20 protein-coding genes and 2 pseudogenes are annotated in these 19,043 nt (G+C 59.8%); 9 read left to right on the top strand and 13 right to left on the bottom strand.

Annotation, left to right across the window (positions count from 1 at the left end; genetic code table 11):
* Window position 1: 1 nt before the first annotated feature.
* The 6 genes and pseudogenes from C7G41_RS38820 to C7G41_RS28460 all read left to right on the top strand — a co-directional run bounded on the left by C7G41_RS38820 (window position 2) and on the right by C7G41_RS28460 (window position 3,825).
* Complete coding sequence (locus tag C7G41_RS38820) at window positions 2-1,117, top strand: alpha/beta fold hydrolase (protein WP_106945630.1); 1,116 nt, start codon at window positions 2-4, stop codon at window positions 1,115-1,117.
* 170 nt (window positions 1,118-1,287) lie between these two features.
* On the top strand, window positions 1,288-1,515 hold the full coding sequence (locus C7G41_RS38360) for a trimeric intracellular cation channel family protein (protein ID WP_306768057.1): 228 nt from the start codon (window positions 1,288-1,290) through the stop codon (window positions 1,513-1,515).
* Between the two features lie 304 nt (window positions 1,516-1,819).
* Window positions 1,820-2,548, top strand: a complete 729-nt coding sequence (locus C7G41_RS38815) for a DUF2231 domain-containing protein (RefSeq protein ID WP_306768055.1) — start codon at window positions 1,820-1,822, stop codon at window positions 2,546-2,548.
* Window positions 2,484-2,801, top strand: a complete 318-nt coding sequence (locus tag C7G41_RS28470) for a hypothetical protein (RefSeq protein WP_106945629.1) — start codon at window positions 2,484-2,486, stop codon at window positions 2,799-2,801. Before C7G41_RS38815 ends, C7G41_RS28470 begins: the two co-directional genes overlap by 65 nt.
* Window positions 2,802-2,956: 155 nt before the next feature.
* Window positions 2,957-3,280, top strand: a complete 324-nt coding sequence (locus tag C7G41_RS28465; RefSeq protein WP_106945651.1) for a DUF1476 domain-containing protein — start codon at window positions 2,957-2,959, stop codon at window positions 3,278-3,280.
* A gap of 126 nt (window positions 3,281-3,406) precedes the next feature.
* Window positions 3,407-3,825 (top strand): annotated as a pseudogene (locus C7G41_RS28460) (hypothetical protein).
* A gap of 6 nt (window positions 3,826-3,831) precedes the next feature.
* Here C7G41_RS28460 and C7G41_RS39045 read toward each other — a convergent pair.
* The 3 genes and pseudogenes from C7G41_RS39045 to C7G41_RS28445 form a co-directional block, all read right to left on the bottom strand.
* Window positions 3,832-4,194, bottom strand: a complete 363-nt coding sequence (locus tag C7G41_RS39045; RefSeq protein ID WP_373681165.1) for an MOSC domain-containing protein — start codon at window positions 4,192-4,194, stop codon at window positions 3,832-3,834.
* Window positions 4,195-4,454: 260 nt separating this feature from the next.
* Window positions 4,455-4,625, bottom strand: a pseudogene (locus C7G41_RS28450) (diguanylate cyclase domain-containing protein); the annotation flags it as partial.
* Window positions 4,626-4,663: 38 nt separating this feature from the next.
* Complete coding sequence (locus tag C7G41_RS28445) at window positions 4,664-5,377, bottom strand: hypothetical protein (protein WP_106945628.1); 714 nt, start codon at window positions 5,375-5,377, stop codon at window positions 4,664-4,666.
* Window positions 5,378-5,643: 266 nt separating this feature from the next.
* Between C7G41_RS28445 and C7G41_RS28440 the strand changes: the two genes are divergently transcribed.
* Window positions 5,644-6,624: a catalase family peroxidase gene (locus C7G41_RS28440; protein ID WP_106945649.1), complete on the top strand. Its 981-nt coding sequence runs from the start codon at window positions 5,644-5,646 to the stop codon at window positions 6,622-6,624.
* Between the two features lie 847 nt (window positions 6,625-7,471).
* Here C7G41_RS28440 and C7G41_RS28435 read toward each other — a convergent pair.
* The 10 genes from C7G41_RS28435 to C7G41_RS28395 all read right to left on the bottom strand — a co-directional run bounded on the left by C7G41_RS28435 (window position 7,472) and on the right by C7G41_RS28395 (window position 16,261).
* A complete protein-coding gene (locus C7G41_RS28435; RefSeq protein ID WP_106945648.1) occupies window positions 7,472-8,209 on the bottom strand; it encodes a response regulator transcription factor in 738 nt (245 codons plus the stop codon).
* Between the two features lie 86 nt (window positions 8,210-8,295).
* Window positions 8,296-8,493: a hypothetical protein gene (locus C7G41_RS37045; RefSeq protein WP_146159807.1), complete on the bottom strand. Its 198-nt coding sequence runs from the start codon at window positions 8,491-8,493 to the stop codon at window positions 8,296-8,298.
* Between the two features lie 182 nt (window positions 8,494-8,675).
* Window positions 8,676-9,044 carry a response regulator transcription factor gene (locus tag C7G41_RS28430; protein WP_306768056.1) on the bottom strand — a complete coding sequence of 123 codons (369 nt, stop codon included), beginning with the start codon at window positions 9,042-9,044 and terminating at the stop codon, window positions 8,676-8,678.
* A gap of 124 nt (window positions 9,045-9,168) precedes the next feature.
* The gene (locus C7G41_RS28425; RefSeq protein ID WP_106945626.1) at window positions 9,169-9,804 is read right to left on the bottom strand and encodes a response regulator transcription factor; all 636 of its coding nucleotides are present in this window, start codon (window positions 9,802-9,804) and stop codon (window positions 9,169-9,171) included.
* A gap of 108 nt (window positions 9,805-9,912) precedes the next feature.
* The gene (locus C7G41_RS28420; protein ID WP_158268036.1) at window positions 9,913-11,724 is read right to left on the bottom strand and encodes a sensor histidine kinase; all 1,812 of its coding nucleotides are present in this window, start codon (window positions 11,722-11,724) and stop codon (window positions 9,913-9,915) included.
* 125 nt (window positions 11,725-11,849) lie between these two features.
* The gene (locus tag C7G41_RS28415) at window positions 11,850-12,947 is read right to left on the bottom strand and encodes a hypothetical protein (protein ID WP_146159806.1); all 1,098 of its coding nucleotides are present in this window, start codon (window positions 12,945-12,947) and stop codon (window positions 11,850-11,852) included.
* A gap of 698 nt (window positions 12,948-13,645) precedes the next feature.
* Window positions 13,646-13,912 (bottom strand): hypothetical protein, encoded by a 267-nt coding sequence (locus C7G41_RS38355; protein WP_245446729.1) that lies wholly within the window; start codon window positions 13,910-13,912, stop codon window positions 13,646-13,648.
* 91 nt (window positions 13,913-14,003) lie between these two features.
* A complete protein-coding gene (locus C7G41_RS28405; RefSeq protein WP_106945623.1) occupies window positions 14,004-14,213 on the bottom strand; it encodes a hypothetical protein in 210 nt (69 codons plus the stop codon).
* Window positions 14,214-14,590: 377 nt separating this feature from the next.
* A complete protein-coding gene (locus C7G41_RS37440) occupies window positions 14,591-14,749 on the bottom strand; it encodes a hypothetical protein (protein ID WP_158268035.1) in 159 nt (52 codons plus the stop codon).
* 117 nt (window positions 14,750-14,866) lie between these two features.
* Complete coding sequence (locus C7G41_RS28395; RefSeq protein ID WP_245446727.1) at window positions 14,867-16,261, bottom strand: cytochrome P450; 1,395 nt, start codon at window positions 16,259-16,261, stop codon at window positions 14,867-14,869.
* Between the two features lie 918 nt (window positions 16,262-17,179).
* On the opposite strand from C7G41_RS28395, the gene C7G41_RS28390 reads away from it, so the two are divergent.
* Window positions 17,180-17,617, top strand: a complete 438-nt coding sequence (locus C7G41_RS28390) for a DUF2231 domain-containing protein (RefSeq protein WP_106945620.1) — start codon at window positions 17,180-17,182, stop codon at window positions 17,615-17,617.
* Window positions 17,614-18,936 carry a sorbosone dehydrogenase family protein gene (locus C7G41_RS28385; protein ID WP_106945619.1) on the top strand — a complete coding sequence of 441 codons (1,323 nt, stop codon included), beginning with the start codon at window positions 17,614-17,616 and terminating at the stop codon, window positions 18,934-18,936. Before C7G41_RS28390 ends, C7G41_RS28385 begins: the two co-directional genes overlap by 4 nt.
* The last annotated feature ends 107 nt before the right edge of the window (window positions 18,937-19,043 follow it).

The raw sequence follows: 19,043 nt of genomic DNA, 5'->3' as shown, positions 1-19,043 counted from the left end.
CGTGTGGTACATCGTGTTGCCTTCGCAGCAGATCCGTTTTTGCACCAGCCGCGATGGCACGCGCATCGCCTATGGGACATGTGGCAGCGGACCTCCGCTGGTGTGGATCGCGCATTTCGTCCACCATCTCAACTTCGATTGGGACAGCCCGGTCTGGCGCCCCTGGATATCCGCGCTTGCAAAGCGACACACGCTGATCCGCTACGATTTTCGAGGGACCGGCCTTTCCGACCGCACGGGCGTTGAGTTCACCTTCGAGAAGCTCGCTGAGGATTTCGAGGCGGTCGTCAGTGCATCCGGCGTCCGCGATTTCTCGCTCTTTGCCATGTCAGGCGGCGCGCGGGTCGTGCTGCCCTTTGCGGTGAAAAATCCTGAGCGCGTCAACCGGCTCGTGCTGTACGGGACATCGCCGTCGGGCCCGTTGACAGCGAAGGCCCCGCCTGAGAGGGTCGAGAACATGCAGGTCCAGCTCAAGGCATTCGAGATGGGCTGGCCGAAGGACGTCCCTGGATTCGGGACCTTCCTGACCTCGCTGCACATTCCGGACGCGACTGCAGAACAGACTCGTTCCTTCAATGAGCTGCTGCGTCTGACGACGTCTGCCGAGAATGGCGTCGCGCTGCTGCGCACCCTCGTCGAGAGCGACATGCAGGACCTGCTGCCGAGCCTGCGCTGTCCAACGCTGGTCTTTCATTCCCGTCAAAGCGCGGTGCTGTCTTTTGACGAGGGCCGCGAGGTCGCAGCGTTAATCCCTGACGCGCGGTTCGTGCCGCTTGAGAGCCGCAATCACATCCTGCTGGACACGGACCCAGCCTGGAAACAGTTCCTGCATGAGCTCGACGAGTTCCTTCCCGATGCATCGCATGACAGCCCCACCGGGTCGTTCGATGACTTGACCGCGCGGGAGCGTGATGTCCTCGAACTTCTAGCTCATGGTTTGAATAATACCGACATCTCTGCCCGGCTGAAGATATCGGAGAAGACCGTCCGCAATCATGTCTCAATTGTCTTGGGAAAGCTCGGAGCCAGCAGCCGTGCCAAAGCTGTCGCTGTTGCTCGCGATGCGGGTTTCGGCCGAAGGGCGATGTCGAATACCAGAAACAGCGCACGCTCTTGATGGTGAACAAGCGTGCCGTTAGATCACCCTCAGGGCCTTCGGGGCGTTTTGAGCTATCGCCAATGTAGGCTTGTGGCCGATCGCGACCTATTGCGCTGCGGTCGCTATAGGCAAAGCAGACATTGTTTTAGTCGCATCACGCCCCCGGCTTATGGGTACACGGCCTAGTAATCGACGCCGGCGGGCTGGCTCTCTTCGCGGTGTCCGGAGCGGACAAGGCGCTTTCGCACGGACTCAATCCCGTCATGGCAACGTTGCTCGGCATGCTGACCGGCATCGGAGGTGGAATGGCTCGGGACGTTCTGCGGGCAGATATCCCCGTCGCGCTGCGCGCAGAGCTGTATGCTGTCGCGGCGCTGCTCGCAGCCGGCATCGTCGTGCTTGCCAATAGGCTCTAACTTCCTCCTGCACCGGCCGCACTTTTTAGAGCGGCCCTTTGCTTCAGCCTCCGCATTGCCGCGCTGAAGCGGGGTTGGAAGCTCCCAATCGCCACGATGGGCACCCGAGCTTCTGACGACAGCGTTGGACCCAGAAATGGAGGAATGCGACAGCTTCGAAGCCCCGCCTCCAGTAGGACAGCGCCCATGACTATTGGTGCGTGACAGATGTCAAACTTCGGTTCGTTGACAATCATCACGTGCGTCATAGTATTGGGCAACCTTCGACGCGGGCGCAGACACGAAAGGTGAGGCTGTGGTTATTATGTCTGCCTCGGTTCATGCGAAGCCTATTCACCCCCTTCACGCGGTTCTTCTCGCTTTTCCATTTCCTCTCTTCCTGGATGCGCTATTCAGCGATCTTGCCTACTGGTCGACTGCTCAAGTGCAATGGGCCAACTTTTCGTCATGGCTCATCGCTGGCGGATTGTTCGCGGGCGCTTTCGTCGTGCTTTGGGCCTTGACGGCTCTCGGCAGCGGTAGCCGGGCAGTCCTTTATTTCCTCGTGCTCCTGGCAATGTGGCTAACCGGCTTTGTCAACGCTCTCGTCCGGCGCTTGGCCTGGCATTCTCCACTTCGGCCATGGGAGGTCCCTTCGCCGAAGGAGCGTTTGCCAGTCGGTTTCAAAGTTGTTTTCGTGCCATTTCGCGACGGACGGCCCGCGGGCGAGCCGGTCGACTTCGTGTCAGGCTTTCTAAACGACTACGGGAGGACACCTGACCGGCCAGTGGGAGTGACGATCGATCCTCGGGGCGCCTTGATTGTTGCAGATGATCTGTCAAACACGTCTGGAGAATTACGCCAAGTTTACCTCACTCGGCGCAGCATCGCCTCCCGGCGAGGCTCGTTCAATTCAAACTCGCTAATGCGTACTGAGCATCTGCAAACATTGGCGAGGGTGCTTATTCAAATCGAAGTGCGAGGCGCATATGAACACGAAAATGACAGGACGCCTAATCGCGGCAGCGCGGGCCCTAACCGGAGTCGATCGTGAGAATTTCGCGCAAGCTGCCGGGATGCCGGCAGAAACCCTTGCTCTGATGGAAGCGAACGGCAGTGCCCGCCTCGATTCGGCAGCTGAGGTGGACGCGATCATCCGCGCTTTCGACAGTTTCGGCGTCGCCGTTATTGATGAGCAGGACGGCATGGGTGCCGGTGTTCGACTAAAATTCACTCGGCAGGACGTAAGGCAAATCCAGCGACTGGAAGGGGAAGGCGGTATCGTACGTTCGGACGATGCGCCTTGACTTGGGGGCCGTTTCAGCGACCTCCGTGAGTCGTTGCATTCATTGGGGGCAAATAAAACCACCCGCCCATGCTGCACGTGGTGGCTCACCACTTCCCCTCGCCGCAATTGCGGGTCACACGTCCAGCGTTCGATTGTCAATTGGAGAAGAGAAAAATGGCTGACTTCAGTAGTCGCAGAGAGGCATTCGAACGCAAGTTCGCGCACGACGAGACTTTGCGATTTAAAGCCATAGCCCGGCGAAATAAGCTTTTTGGTCTGTGGGTGGCGGCTCAGCTAGGAAAGACCGGGAGCGACGCCGAAACTTATGCAGATGCCGTGGTCGTAGTTGACCTCGAGGAACCCGGAGACGATGACATCATCCACAAGGTGATGAGCGATCTCAAAACCGCAGCTGTCCCTATTGATGAAGACCAGGTTCGTGGCGCCTTGGAGGGCTTTATCGACCGTGCGGTTGATGAGATCAAAGCTGGCAAATGAGTCACGTCGCTTCGAAAATCCTGGAAGCTACCACCCGAGGCGAGGTTTCGCTCGATGGCCTTAGGCTGGTCGGCCACGACGCCCTGTCACGTGCACCCACGATGTGGCGCTGATCCGGAGCCGGGGCTGAACTTCCAGGTGACGGTCCTCAAGATCCTGGTGAGCTATCCGGATGGATTCGCCGTCATGGAGGACCTCAAACGCGACATGGCCATCCTGGCGACCAGTGGCCGCGATTGGGCGGACCGGACCAAACGCCTCGCCGCGCAGGTGCCCGATCTCGACATCTTTTCCCATGGGCCGGTCGAACGCATCAGCAGCGGATGGCAGATCACTGCCAGGACGGGCGGTGCTCGAGTTAATGGAAGGCCGGCCCGCTGCGACCGAACCGATCCAGGCGCCTTTGGTCGAGGAGGCTCCGGCTGCGATAGTCGCTGTGACGCAGGTTCCTTCGCTGCGGCAGCCCACTGACCGAGCCAAGCGCCGGCGCGACCATCGCGAACGTCGGCGCGAGGCGCGAACGAGCGAGGGTGAACGCCTCCTGAAGTGTCCTACAGCGCCGGCAAGGCGCCAAATGGCGAGGACGGGAGCCGAACCCGCGCGCTATCGCCAGACGCGACCGCACCGCCGATCCTGACCACGCCCAGCACCCCGCATTTGAACGGAGGGCCCGTCTCCGCCGACGAGAGCACCTCCCGTTTCAAGCCCGCCTGGAAGCGGTCGATGAGGATACAGGGCGTCCGGAGCCCAGTCAGCTCCACGATCGCAGCGGGTCCAAGTTCTATGAGCGTCCCGAGCGGCATCCGCTCGAGGTGCAGGCCGGCAGTGGTGATATTCTCGCCCAGGTCCCCCGCTGCGACCTGGAAGCCGGCATCCGAAAGGGATGCAAAGAGCTCGGCCGGTATGAGGTGCACCTGCCGGAGAGCCTTCGAAGCAAAGAATTTCTCAGAAGCTTTCGAGTTATGCAAAGAGGACTGGGTTCGTGAGTGTGAATAAGCACCGAAGTGGGACCCCCACTGAGACGACCGCAATGCTTTGATGTAGCACAAGGAAATTCGCTCGGGGTGGGGTCCGGATCGGTGCCGATCGGGACCCAGGTTGCCTGTCAGTTCACGAACTAGATCAACAGGTTGGCTTCCACGTAGCCGGGTCCCACTTCGGTGCTTTTTCACACGTGCAGCATGCTGAGTTCGCGCAACGCCTTCCGAACTCGCTCACTCACCTCGACGCACCCCTCCGCGCCGGTGTTGGGCAGCAAAAGCGCGAACTCCTCGCCGCCGTACCGAGCTGCCAACACAATCCCAGCGAAAGCAGACATCAGGGCGGCTGAGGCGCTCTTTGGCAACGGAGCAATAGGGAGGGTGATGTATCAACTTCCACAGGTCAGTTCGTACGCCGGACGCGGAGCTTCCGAAAATGCCCATCAGTGCCGTTGTCGACATAGAGCCCAACGCTGCCGTGCGCGTCCGGTCCGTGCTTCAGATCGTTGACGATCAAAGCTGGTTGCGAAGCATCGCCCACAAACAGCCTTGCGGTGTTATCTTTTACCTCGATGCGCACCGGCGTCCATTCGCCCGGACTCAAGTCGACGTAGGACTCGTATTGGCCCGGTGCCTCGCGGCGGAGGCGAGCAAAGTCGTAACCTGGATAGGCGAAGTACTGCGTTGAGTGATTGCGCCGAACTTGGTCCTCCGCACGGCCGTTGGTCGGGCGCACGTAAATGCCCTCGGTGGCAAAGGACCCATCACTTGTCTGAACCCGAAACACCACCCCGACGAATCCGCGCGCTCCTGGAGGCGCGTCAGGAAGTGGGCTACCGGCAAGTTCGATCTCGATGGTGCCGTTATGAAAGTCAAAGCTGGGCACGAAAGCAAAGGTGTCTATGTCCGGAGCAGCGCCCGAGACAAGGCGGCGAACCTCGAGCGCCGGACTGCCCCGGTAATCGACCGCCTTCACCGAGACGTTTCGTGCCGCAACCTGTGCCGCGTCATCGAGGGGGAGAAAGAACTCGGGCCCTCCTAAAGAAGACGCGTCAATCGCGGTTAATGCGGCCGCAGTGCAAGCAATGACACTCACAATAGTCATTCTGGCAAACATAGTTGTCCCTCGACATTTTGGACGATTGCGTCCGTAAGACACCTAAAGGGTTTTGCGTTCGGCCCCCCTCAATTGTGTGGCAGCCAACAAGCCGCGCCAGGGACGCACCCAGATCCGTGATCGCCGGTGCGTCCCAGTGCGCTCATGCTGAGCTTACGCGACAGGACGGGGCCAACCAGTCAAAGGTCCGTTAGAGTTACAGGGCCCCTGTTGGTCTGCTTAGCTATGCTGCTATGCTGCAATATCCGTTAGAGGAGAAGCCGCTGATGATGAACCGCAACTTCGTCGCCGCGCTGGTCACGTTTGGCCTGGCCTTGCCCGCTGTCACCCGAGCGGAGGACGCGCCGGTCGAGGAGCAGATCGTCAACCAGATGAACAAGGTATTCGGCGTCCACGCTGGATTCCGTGCCAATCACGCCAAGGGGGTCGTGGCCGAGGGGAAGTTTAAGGCATCTCCGGAAGCTGCCGGCTTGAGCAAGGCCGTGCATTTCCGCGGCACCGACATCCCGGTGACGGTGCGGTTCTCGGACTCCACGGGAGTACCAAATCTGCCCGACGGATCGGATGACGCCAATCCGCATGGCATCTCGGTGAAATTTCACCTGCCCGACGGCAGCGACACGGACATCGTGATCAATTCGCTAAAATTCTTCCCCGTCGCGACCAGCGAGGAATTTCGCGACCTGCTCGTCGCAATCGCACAGAGCCCGCCCGACGCGGCCAAGCCGACGAAGTTTGAGCAGTTCGTGGCAAGCCACCCCACTGTCCCAGCTGCCTTCGCCACGGTCGCCACGCCGAACAGCTTTGCTAACGAGGCCTACTTCGGCATCAATGCGTTTGTGTTCGTCAACAAAGGTGGTCAGCGACAGGCCGTCCGCTACCAGATGATTCCCGAGAAGCTCGTGCACCTGGACAAGCCGGAGGCTGCGAAGATGACGCCGGACTTCCTGATGGAGGAGCTGCCCTCACGATTGAAGCAGGGGCCGGTGACCTTCCGGTTCAAGGCTCAACTCGCTGCCGAGGGCGACTCCACCAACGACCCATCGAAGCCCTGGCCTGATGATCGCAAGCTGGTCGAGCTTGGCGTGCTGACGATCGACAAAGCCGTGGCGAACAGTGAGGAGGCGCAAAAGAAGCTCCTGTTCCTGCCGGGTCAACTCACCGACGGGATCGAGCAGTCCGACGATCCGATGGTCGATGTCCGCAACGGCGCCTACGCGATCTCGTTCTCGCGGCGCAATCCTTGACGGTCGGTTAGTCAGCAGTTCATCTCGAAATGCTAAGTGTGGGTTGGCCGCGACCTACTCGGAATTTCCCCCGACGCTGACCAGCAGCGCGGCGGCCGAACTGGCGTGCTTTCCAGGGCGGTACCGACTGGTTTCCGCTCGCCGATCGGATCTATTGGAGGGGAGCTGATCAGTTTGAGCGGGTGCCTCTTGGCTGCTGGGCTGCCACCGTCAAATCCGGTGGGTTGGTGGAGAACTGAGGCCACTCGTGCATGCGGTGGGGTCCAGCCGCTTCTGCTCGGTCAGCGGGAGCGGAGATGCTCCTGTAGCAAGGATGCGAGCCCGGACCTTCGCCCATCCTTGCGCTTAGCCGGTGCAACAAGGTCGAGAAGATGCTCGGCGGTGCGACGTGAGGCTGACCAGTTCGGTCAAGTGGGATGAACGAGGACCTGCTCGCTTGCATTTTTCAGCCATCGCATGTGCTGTCGCCGCGCTGAGGCTGACCGACCGACCAAAGACTCCCGCGCGGACATCTTAACAACCAATCGAGACAGCCATCGCGTGACATTCACCGCCACCATTCCCTTCGGAATATAAAATGCTACAGTTGCCGGACTCACGCTTCGCGTCTTGGGGCGAGACCCGTATTCTAGAGCCAGCCTATCATAAGCACGAGCAACCTCCAGGAAGCCGCTTCTGCTAGGCTCCTCCGTCATCGCAGCAAGAATGCGACATTCTTTTGCGCGTGCTCTGAACTTTTGTGCCGCTTGTCTTAAGGAGTGCGGCTCGGGTGATGTGGGAACCATCTGCTGTCCCTTAGGTTTGCACTAACGGGCGGCTTGAAGAACTTTGCCGCAGCAACCGCATCTTACAATCGAGCGTCGAGTAGCTGTTTGTTCTCTCTAGTCGTGCGGTGCGCATCAGATCGCACCGCAGTTCTGGCCACAAGGGTAACTGAGTTGAACTTGATGTCCTGGGGCTCCCGACCCGCGGCGGAACTAAGAAACCCGACCCGTTCTGCAAGCGACACAAGTTCGGCCAAAGATCTAGCCTGCAGCTTTTCCATGACCCTGTGGCGATGCGCTTTGATTGTACGCAGCGTGCAACCTAGCTCGTAGGCGATCTGCTTGTTGAGCTGGCCGCAAACAACAAGTCCGAAGACTTGCCGCTCGCGCGGCGTCAATGCAGCAACACACGCCTCGTCCTTTTCGCGCCGACTTTTCAGCATGCGGCTGCCTTGATGACGTAACAGCGCTTTTTCGACTGCCGCCAAAAGTATTTCGGCTGAGACAGGCTTGATCAGAAAATCCTCCGCCCCCGCCTTGATGGCTCGCACCGTTGTCGGGATATCTGGATTAGCGGCCACAAAAATAATTGGGACCGTCGAGCCGAGTTCATTTAGCCGGGACTGAAGGGCAGGACCGTCCATCCCGGGTATGCGCAGTTCCAGGAGAATACAACACGAAACGCATTCGTCGGGCACTTGCTTGAGCAGTTGATGAGCCGAAGCGTATGTCTCGACTTCGTAACCGGCGAGTTCTAGACGACGTTGGATGGTCGTCCGGAAGGATGCATCACCATCAACAATGTGTACGACGCCGCGCAAGAGCCCCTCCATTGTGTTCGCATAAGTTGCGTTTAGAACGACTTGTTGGCCTCGGACTCGAGGGTAAGTACCCCTGGCTATGTAGTCTACTGGGCTGCCCTGCGCGTGAGGCATTCGCGCAAGAGCCGATCCATTCTTCGTTGAATCTCGATCTCGCCTTGAGCCGATGCGGAGTTCAGAAGTGTATCGGGAATCCATTCTTGCATGCTCGACGCATTGCAGAACTCTTTGGATTCGAACGGCGAATTGTAGCGGTGAACAGAGTTTGACGCGCCATAGGCCATGATCTCTTCCCCTGTTGAAGCGGTCTTCCAAGAGTCCGCGATATGAGTGCCTCCACTCGAGTCAGCATACATTGCGAATTGCGCAAACCTGAGTGTCCCAAGAGATAGAACGCGATACGTGAGTATATTCGCCGGCGCGCGCCGCGACGGCGCACCCACGAGTTTTTGCTGATGACCTAAAATTATGATTGTAGGCTTGGATCAGTCCTGCTGCGGAGCAGCGCACTATCCAAGCACTTGATCAGGCTCTCGTCACTGAACGGCTTGGTCAGGAAGCCAAAGGCACCGGCCTTCATGACGCGGGCACGAAGGTCCTGGTCGGGAAATGCCGTAATGAAGATGATGGGCGTGTGATATCCCTCAGCCGCAAGCTGAGCCTGAAACTCTGCACCACCAATGCCGGGCATTTGCACGTCTGAAATCAAACAAGCAGTAGCTGCGGGCGAGCCCGAATGCAGATACTCCTCGGCGGAAGTAAATGTTTCCGCATCGTAGCCCATCGATCGAAGGAGTCCCTTCGTGGATTCTCGGACGAGACCGTCATCGTCCACGACCGAAATAAGGGTTTTCCTTGGCAAGCAGTTATCCTAGGGCAATTGGGGACCGAACGCCTCGTTCGAATCGCCATTCTCGGCCATGCAGCCGGTTTAAGTAAGTATACTTGAGTATCGAGCTCTATGATCCCGGAGGGCGGATGTTCAACGCTTCAGCCATCCGCACCAGATCAGCCAGCGTCTTAGCGCCCATCTTCTGCATGATACGCCCACGGTGGACTTTGACCGTAATCTCACTCAGGTTGACTTTTCCGGCTACCTGTTTGTTCATCAGCCCCGACGTGACGAGGCCCATTATATCTCGCTCTCGCTCGGTCAAAGTTTCTAGACGTGACTTCAACACTAGGCTGGCTCTGTCCGCTTCGATGCGGCTTTGATCCCGTTCCAGCGCAAGCTTGACAGCGTCCAGCAGGTCTTGTTCGCGAAAGGGTTTGGTCAGGAATTCCACCGCGCCGGCCTTCATGGCCCTGACAGTCATGGGGATGTCCCCGTGTCCGGTCAGGAAAATGATGGGTACTCGAATATCGCTTTTCGAGAGCTCGGCCTGAAAATCGAGACCGCTCACGCCTGGTAGCCTCACGTCCAACACCAAACAGCTCGGAAGCGCCGGCCGCTGTTCCGCTAGGAACTCCGACGTTGAGGCGAAAACCCGAGCGTCCCAGCCGACCGAGCGGAGAAGGCTGGATACAGATCCCCGAACAAGCGGATCATCGTCCACGACAAATACGATCGGTTTTCCAGGATTGTCGCTCTTCATTCGACCGGCCTCAGTGGCGTGAACGGGCATCCCAACGCGAACACGCCCATCATAAGGTTCGTGAGGCGCCGCCGTAAACTACCGTCACGCGCAAAGCAGCCGCGTAAATCATGCTGCTTCCGAATCCCGATTGCAGGCGGGCACCGTGAATTTGAATTCAGTACCATGCGGCGCCACGGGGGACGTCCAGAGCTTGCCTCGGTGTGCCTCGATGATGCTGCGACAGATCGACAGCCCCATGCCCATGCCATGGGATTTGGTGGTAAATAGCGGTTGGAAGATGCGTTCACGAATCCCTTCTTCTATCCCGGTGCCGCAATCCGCGATCGTGACTTGAACAAGTCCTTCGGCGGTGACCTTCGAGCCAATTCGCAGGACTCGAGCACGGTCATTCACTGATTCCATCGCATCGGCTGCATTGATGGCCAAGTTCATTATGACCTGCTGCAGCTGGATCCGATCTCCCAAAACGGCTGGGAGGCCGCCCGACAACGAACTCTGGACCAGCACTGAGCGGGCACGCAGAGCGCCCCCGGTAAGGCCGAGAACGTCCTCAATCGCCTGGTTGACATCGAGAGCTTCGTATTCCGGCTTGCGGTTTTTGACCAGCTCCCGAATACGGGCCAACACCGCTCCAGCATGATTTCCAGCTTCGACAACACCTTCAATTGCAGCTTTTGCTTCGCCCAGATCGGGCGGGACGTGGCCCAGCCACCGAAGCGCTCCATTGCCATAAGAGACAACGGCGGCGAGCGGCTGACTGACCTCGTGAGCGATGGATGCGGCGAGCTCGCCCATGGTCGTGAGTCGCGCCACTTGGGCAAGCTCGGCCTGAGCAGCTTGTACTTCTTCGGTCGCTCGGTCGCGTTCGCGCTCGGCGTTGATAAGGTCTGTCACATCTCTATTGATGCCGACCATGCGAACGGGTGTTCCGTCGCTGTTGCGAATCATATGCGCAACACCGCGAATAACGCGGATACTCCCGTCGGCCCGCTGCACTCTGAATTCTGACGAGTACTCGCGTTCGCCGCGAAGGGCCGCATCAAGATCGAACTGCGCTTGCGTAACGTCCTCCCGCATCACGTAGGACCACCAAGTATCGAAAGCGCCCCCGAATCCGCCAGGCGGAATTCCATAGAGTCGGTGCATCGAATCGTCCCAGACCAGTCGATCCCGTTCGATGTCCCAGTCCCAGATGCCAAGCTTAGCCGCGTCGATAGCAAGCTTGAGGCGCTCTTCGCTCGAGCGCAGGCGTGCTTCGCTTTCCTGCAACGCCTCTTCAACGAGTTTGCGCATGGCTATGTCCGCCTGAAGTGCATCCTCTGCTTCCGCGCGTTCTTCACGAAAGCGATTGATTGATCCCACAAGCGTATCAAGCTCGTCGTTATGAAATTTCCTCCGATGCAAGCTGATCGAGCCGACTGGCGCTCCGGGTTTTAGTTCCAAAACATCGTGCGCGAGGGTTTGCAAGTGACGGGTGATCAAACTGTAGATGATGATGAATAGCAGTGCTGCCATCCCACCAATTTTGACCAACTCAGCCACGAGTTCCGTAGCCAAGTTTTTCGTGAACAGATCTCGAAGGTCCTTATAGGATTCGGAGATTTTTAACGTCCCAATTTTCTCGGATCCGTCGGGACCAAACAGCGGCGCTTCCCATTCGAAGTCCGGTGCATCACTGTGCTCTCTTTGTACGGAGGCAACTTGCTGCCGGCCGTTGAGAACTTCTGCCCGGATGATGGAGCCGGATTGGGTGAGGCCTTGTAAGGCAGCCTTCAGTCCGGTGGTGTCGAAATTCCAGAGTCCGCTGGAAATGGCCGCGAAGTTGCGTGTGACGTTGCTCTGCGCATCACGTTGCGCCTTTTGATACAAGCTATTGCGCTCGAGCGCGACCGTCAGGACAGTCACTGCGGAAAACATGAATAGGCAGATTGCGACGACCCAAAAAAGGATTCGGGTGGTAAGGCGAGAGTATGGGGTCGGCTGCATATCTCGAGACCGCGATAACCGGCTGTTGAACATTAGGCCCTCGCCCGGATAAGTGCTCAGTTGTCGCGCCTCGGATCATACCAAAGCTCAGGTCGGTAAAGCGGGGTTTTCGGCGTCTGCAGCGGATTGTCGATCTCGATAAGCAGCCTGTTTCGCAAACCGATCTGATCTTCGATTGGCGCTTTGAAGGTCTGGAACATCTTGTCAAAGCTCCCGTCCGACAACATGCGCTCCAGTCCGGTGGATATTCGCCGCGCCAGCGCCTCGCCTTCCGGGGAACGACAAACGTAGAAATAGCGGGTCAGCGGGTAGTGCAGTAGCAAGCCCTGCTCGATGGTAAGCTCGGGATGCGCTGACTTGTGGCGCGCAAGTTCATCTCCGATTTCCACCACCCCCCGCGAAAAGAGTTCGAATCGACCGGCAGAGAGCATGGAGAACAGGCCTTCATAGCTCGTACCTTCGACGACGGGGAGGCCGGCCTTCCTCAGAATGGTGGCATCTGCCCAGGTCGACCCTTGACCAAAGCTGTGCTGTTGTAGATCTCTCAGACCCTTTACTGAGTTCATCCGAGCTTGCGTTTCGCTCCGGATGAGGAATACCCGGTAGCCCAGCAATCCTTTGTCCAGAGGAAAATAGATCGGCAACAATTGTTTCTCGTAGTCGGCCACGTTGCCGTGCACCAGCACGGTAATCTTACCTGACCCGTTCATCAGCTCCTCAATGGCTCGGGGTTCGGTCATGGCCGATGCGGCCGGGTGCAATGCGGAGGGACCGAAGTCTGACTCCGTGATGGCTAGGGCGCGAGCGAGCAACTGCCAGTAATACTCAAATCTCGTGTCCTCAGCGGATTCCGGGGCGGGATGAACGACCTCCAAAGCCGGCGCGGAAGTCGCTGACAAGCTTATAGCTACTGGAATCAACAAACGCGTCAGATGCCGTCCGATAGCTTTCGCAATTGAATGCCGAGTGGCCCTGCGAGTCAGGCTCGGATGCGAGCTACCCTCTCTAAGCCCCGGCAGCTGCATTGCTATGCTGGCGCGCCCCAGGCTGTCGGACACGGCCTGGCGCTGTCTATCGATTGCTGCTCGCGCATCCTCAACTAGGAGCACGAAGAAATTGCATAACGCGAAACGCAAATTGCTAACATCAATCATGCACATCGCTCCATCGAACTCGCCAGACGCTCTCCGAGTGGATACTTGCCGGGGCGGCGGCTGGCAAAAGCATGCATCTTGAATCGATAGGAAATACGCCCTACGCGTAAAGCGAGGTGCGTTCTGGGAAAATGGTGCCTTGATCGTTTAGCTGCAGCAGACTAGCGGGAACTTAAGCTACAGTCTTTCGGACTGTAATTCTGCCCCTCATTGACTCCGGTTTGCCGCTTCGATGGCGGGGTTTGACCGAAACGATGGTCTCTTCGGAGCTGCCGGGATTGCGGGAGACGAGCGCGGACTGAGTGTTTGGCGTCTAGGCTTTTGAGTAAACAGGCGCGACATGGCGGCCTGGCGACCAGTGGCCGATTGGCGGAACGGGCCAAGCGTCTCGCGGCGCAGATCCCGATCTCGTATCTTTCCCCCCCCCGCGGCCCGCTGCGGCAGCCCGGTGGCTGTGCCAAGGCGGCGCAACGAGGAGGGCGAAACGCCTCCTGAACGCCCTTCAGACCCGGCAAGGCACGAAATGAGGAGGACGGAAGCCGAACCCGCGCGGTATCGCCAGCCGCGACCGTTCCAGCGGCCCTGACCAAGCCCAGCACCCCGCGTTTGAATGGAGGGCCCGTTTCCGCCGACGACAGCATGCCGTTTCAAGCCCGACTGGAAGCGATTGATGAGCACACAGGGCGGCCGGAGGCCGGTCAGGTCCACGATCGCAGCGGTCCAAGCTCAATGAGCGTCCCGAGCGGCATCCGCTCGAGGTCCAGGCCGGCAGTCGTGATGTTCTCGCCCAGGTCCCCAGCTTCGACTTGGAAGCCGACTTCCGAGAGGGAGGCGAAGAGCTCGGCCGGGATCAGGTGGACCTGCCGGATATTGGGTAACCGAGGCTGGCGCCGGGCGAGATAGCGATGGCGGACGAACGGGCCGGCATGAGCGTCGCCTTCCACACCACGGCCTTCCACCAGCACGATCCCATTCTGCGGCGGTTTGCTGAAGTGGTGACCGCGAGCGGCCGGTCTTCGTACAGTGCGCCGCGGACAATCAGAATTAGCCTCTGCGTCAAGTCTCGCCAGGTCCGGAGAAGATCGAAGCCGGCGGCGGGGTGCGCGAAACCGGCAGCGGCCGTTCGGAGACCTTTGATGGCGGGGTGCCGCCCTTGGAATCGTACCGCTTGGCGAGATCCAGCAGGCGGCGGCGCGTGAACGGATCCGCCGTCTCTGCCATACCACGGACCCGTTGTGCCAGACCTTGGTAGAACTCCTGCACCATCACGCGCTCCCCTCAACATCACTGCCGGGAGTTGATTAGTCTGCAATCGAGCTGTCAAGAAGCGCCTACGGACTGTGTTCGTCCCAGGCGGCACCCGGGTGTGGCGCCCGACGAAGAATCCTCGGAGGTCTCTTGTTTTCGCGCGCCGGGCGGCAGTAGATTTCGGCCAGGCGGGGAAATCCAAATGTCGATGCTGTATGCGGTCAGGAAGACGTGCCCGGCGTGCGGGCGGCCGATGAAGCTCGCGGCCGAAGAGACTGGTCCCGGACGGGAGCGCTACGTCTGCACGAACTGCGACGACGACCCGCTGCACGATCCCGCCGTCCGCAGGTGGGCGGAGAGCCCGCTAAGGCCGCCGGCGAAATAAGAGTGCTCGATTAGAATAGGTCCGTCGCGATGTTCAGGCCGTAACTCATCGCGGCCGCAAGCGACAGCAAAAGCCCGACGCCGCAAAAGATCAGGATCGTCTTCAGTTCGTCGGCGACGACATTCATGCCGGTCGAGCGGGAGAGCATCTTTTCCAGTGCAGCCATCATCGGTCTCCTCCGGGAAAGCAGTAGCATAGCCCGCAGCGGCCCCGGCGAATGTGAACCAGCTCTCAGATCCGTGTGCGGAGCTTGCCTGAGACGAGCAGACCCCGCCGTCGCCCCCGTTCAGTTTGGCCCTCTAGTGATGCGCATGGGAAGCCCGTGCGCCGGCCTCAAGGTGATCCGCTGCAGCGGCCAGACCCTGGTGCCGGGCAGGAGTTCCAGATCGAAGCGTCGCATCAGCATCGCCAGCACGATCGTCGCCTCCTGTAGCGCAAAGGATGATCCGATGCAGGTGCGCGGCCCCGCGCCGAAGGGTAGGTAGGCGAAACGGGGCACTTCGCTCCTTGCGGGCGGCAGGAAGCGCGCCGGGTCGAACACGTCGGGCCGGTCCCATAGGCGCTTATGTCGATGCAGTACGTAGGGCGCGATGACGATGAGGGACCGCGCGCCGACCTCATGGGATCCCAGACGGTCGGGCCGTTCCGACATTCGGCTGAGCGCGGCGATGGGGGGATAGAGCCGCAGGGCCTCTTCGACAACCGCCCGCGTCACCACAAGCCGATCGGGGAGCCCCGCGGCGGGGCCGCTCAATTCGCGCTCGGCCTCCTCTCGAACGCGCATCCGCCACTCAGGAGCCTGCGAGAGCAGAAAAATCGTCCACGCCAGCGAATTGGCGGTCGTTTCGTGGCCGGCAGAGAGGAATGTGAGAATGTTCGACCTCACCTCGGCCAGACTCATCGGCTGTCCCGTCGAAGGATCGAGCGCCCGCAGTAGGAGTGTGAGCAGATCATTCGGAGCCGTGTCGGCCGAGCAGGCAAGCCGCCGGCGCCGCGTCTCGACGATCTCGTCGATGATGCGCTCGAAGTAGCTCATCGTCCGGCGCAACCGCGCCCGCCCGGGTCGCGGCACGAATTCCGGAGCGCCGAACAGATCGAGCGCGCCGATCCGTCCGATCACGCCGAAATAAGCATTCATGGCTTCACGAAATTCTTCAAAGTCTCCGCCGATCCCGTCGGAGAATATAGTAAGGGCGAGGACGTTGAGCGTGAGCATCGTCATCTCGGCGGCGGCATCGACCACGGCACCGTCGTCGAAGCGGCTCCATTTCTCGGCGAGTTCGTGCGCAGCCGTCAGCATCGCCTCGGTGAAGGACGCGACGGTCCGTTTCGCGAACAGCGGCGCAAGACTCCTGCGCTGCACCTCCCAACGGCTTCCTTCCACGCTCAACAGGCCGTCGGCGATGCCGGAGGACAGGATCCGGCGCTGGATCGGGTCCTTGCGGTAGTTGTCTGCGTTGTCGAGAAGGACGCGCTTGATCGCGGCAGGGTCGTGAACCAGAAACGCTCGAGCAAAGGGCAGCCTGATCATCGCGACTGGCTCGCGGAAAAACTCGGCGCTCCAGCATTCGAGAGGATTCCGTCTCAGCGTTCGGATGATCTCGATCAGCCCGAGGCGTGTCGCCGGCGGCTCGGGAGCCGGCGGTCGATAGTTAATGCCGGTCGGACTGCGATCGAGCATCGGGCCTTCCCGCATCGCGAGCCGGCGCATTGCCGGCGCCAAACACTCCCAGGCACTGCCGCCGCATCCCGCGATGCCTGGTCGGCGGCGGCATCCAGCTCCAAGGTAGCCGGTCCGGATTGCCGGTCAAGCGTCGCCGCCGTGTCGAGATGTGCAGGCGCATGCCGGAAAAGGCGCGGTGCTGAAGAAAGCGTTCCGGTACGCTAGTGCCCGATGGTTTCAAGGGCCTGACGCAGCGGGGCCCTGGACGGCTGCAGCACTCCCTCGAAGGGTGCACTATCGAGACGCCTTCCGCTTCGGACGGGAAGCAAAGTATCCGGCGGCATACGACTGCAACCGCAGGACACAAGCGCGATCAGCATCATGGCGCAGGTGCTCACGATGGCTGCCCCACTCCGCACGTGCGTCTTCCGGGATGCGGCGCGTCAGGCTCCCTTCGCCGAACGGAACAGCAGAAAGTATCCTGCCGGGACGAAGAAGAGTGTCAGGACGGAAGCGACGGCTAGAGGCGCGTACATGGCCGGACTCTCGAAGGGCACGACCGCCGAGGCGATGAGCATGAAGCCCCAGTTGGAAAGGCGAGGACAGGGTCACTGTCGCTCGAGGCCCATGGCGATCCGATCACCGGCCTGCTTTCGTGTCCGGAGATGCGCTGCCGCTGATAGTGCAAATGATGATCGCCGACCGTTTCAAATTCCTCGTGGCGCACGGCACGCGGTTCAGTCATAGGCGAGCGTCACTCAACGCTTTCGGCTCGAGGGAACGCGTCCTGAGCGGCAGCCGTTCAGATCATTTTCAGTCGCATCCCTCCCGCGAGGGGAGAGCCTTGGCTTCGCCAGACCGTTGTCGTCGCCTGGGTTTCCGTGCGAAGATCGGACTAACCGACCTTAATCTGGTCGAAGTAAACGGGAGGAAGACATGGCGCGCCCAATTGGCAGGAGCCGTACGCATGCGCTACTGCACCCGTTTTTCGTTGGACTTGGGGGCGCGTTGCTCATGGCCGCTCTGTTCACCGACTATATGTACACAAGCAACTCGCTGTCGCAGTGGGCCAACTTCTCAGTTTGGCTGATCACAGGGGGCCTTGTGTTAGCGCTCGTCGCAACGATCTTCCTGGTAATTGACGTCGCGCTTGGAAGGGCCGGGCCGATCCGCTGGCTCGATTTTGGGTTGATAGGGGTCGCCGCATTCCTCTCCCTGGTCAACGTCTTCGTTCATACGCGAGATGCGTGGACTTCCGTTGTCCCAACTGGCATCACCCTATCCACTATCGTCACGATCCTGCTCCTTGCAGCCGGTCTTCGCGGCTGGTGCGTTACCGCCATCAAGAGCGTGGGCCGGGGAGAAAGCCAATGATCGGGACCCGAGTTCAAGCGGCTTCGGGACTGATGATCTTCGCTTTGGTCGCCGCCTGTAGTGACAAAGGCGGCGATCCATCAAAACAGTATGGGCCCAATCCCGACCTTCCTGAAGCTCACCAATATCTGGTGCCGCCGATGAGCGTACCGCAGGCGGTTGGCTGGAAGACCGGGGAAACGCCCACGGTTCCAGCTGGCATGCGCATCCAGGCGATGGCGACCGGACTAATGCATCCGCGCATCGTCTATCCATTGCCCAACGGCGATATCCTCGTCGTCGAAGCCAACGGTCCCGGTACCAAGCCATTCCGGCCCAAGGATTACATCTCAGGCAAAGTTAAGGCGCGCGCCGGTGCGTCCGACAAGGGCGGCAATCGCATCACTTTGTTACGCGACGCCGACGGCGACGGCGTTCCGGAGATGAAGACTGTTCTGGTCGACCATCTGCACTCGCCATACGGCGTCGCATGGGTGGCGGACACTTTGTACGTCGCCAATACCGACGCGATAGTCGCCTTTCCCTTCACACCGGGACAGACGGAAATCACGGTACCCGGAACGAAGCTTGCCGACTTGCCCGCAGGTCCGATCAACCACCACTGGACCAAGTCGATGGTCGCCAGCCCGGATGGGTCGAAGCTCTATGTCGGGGTCGGCTCCAACAGCAACATCACCGAGAATGGGATAGACATCGAAGAAGGGCGTGCAGCGATCTACGAGATTGATCGTCTTACGGGCGCCAAGCGCCTTTACGCGACCGGAACGCGCAATCCGACGAATCTCGCCATCCAACCTGGAACAGGGCAATTGTTCGCTGTGGTCAATGAGCGAGACGAGATCGGGCCGGATCTGGTTCCGGATTATCTCACATCCATCAAGGACGGTGGTTTCTATGGCTGGCCCTATAGCTATTGGGGACAGCATGAGGACGTACGCGTCCATCCGCAGGACCCTGCGATGGTAGCGAAGGCGATCAAGCCGGATTACGGCCTCAGTTCCCATGTCGCGGCACTCGGCGTTGTATTCAGTCAAGGAGAAACGCTGTCACCAGAGTTCGCTAACGGCGCGTTCGTGGGTGAACATGGCAGTTGGAACCGCGATCCGTTGAACGGCTATCAGGTGATCTTCGTTCCTTTCGCGAACGAACGGCCGAGCGGTATGCCGATCCCGGTGCTGACGGACTTCCTTGCGCCGGATAAAAAAACGGTTCACGGGCGGCCGGTCGGCGTAGCACTTGACCGGACCGGGGCACTCGTCGTCGCGGACGATGTGGGGAACGCGGTCTGGAGAGTGAGCCGCTCGGTTGACGGTAAATGAGCGCGCGACGCCGACATTGACCAAGCCGTGTCTTGGATCGTCGCAAGCCAATTTGCAGCGCTCAAATCAGTCGCGAGCGAGCGCGATTTCGCGTGCCGGGTAGTGAT

Origin of the sequence: Bradyrhizobium sp. MOS002, from assembly GCF_003020115.1 — a bacterium.
Classification (GTDB): Bacteria; Pseudomonadota; Alphaproteobacteria; order Rhizobiales; family Xanthobacteraceae; genus Bradyrhizobium.
The sequence above is the reverse complement of the archived record's forward strand: the minus strand, read 5'-3'. Positions and strand labels throughout refer to the sequence as shown.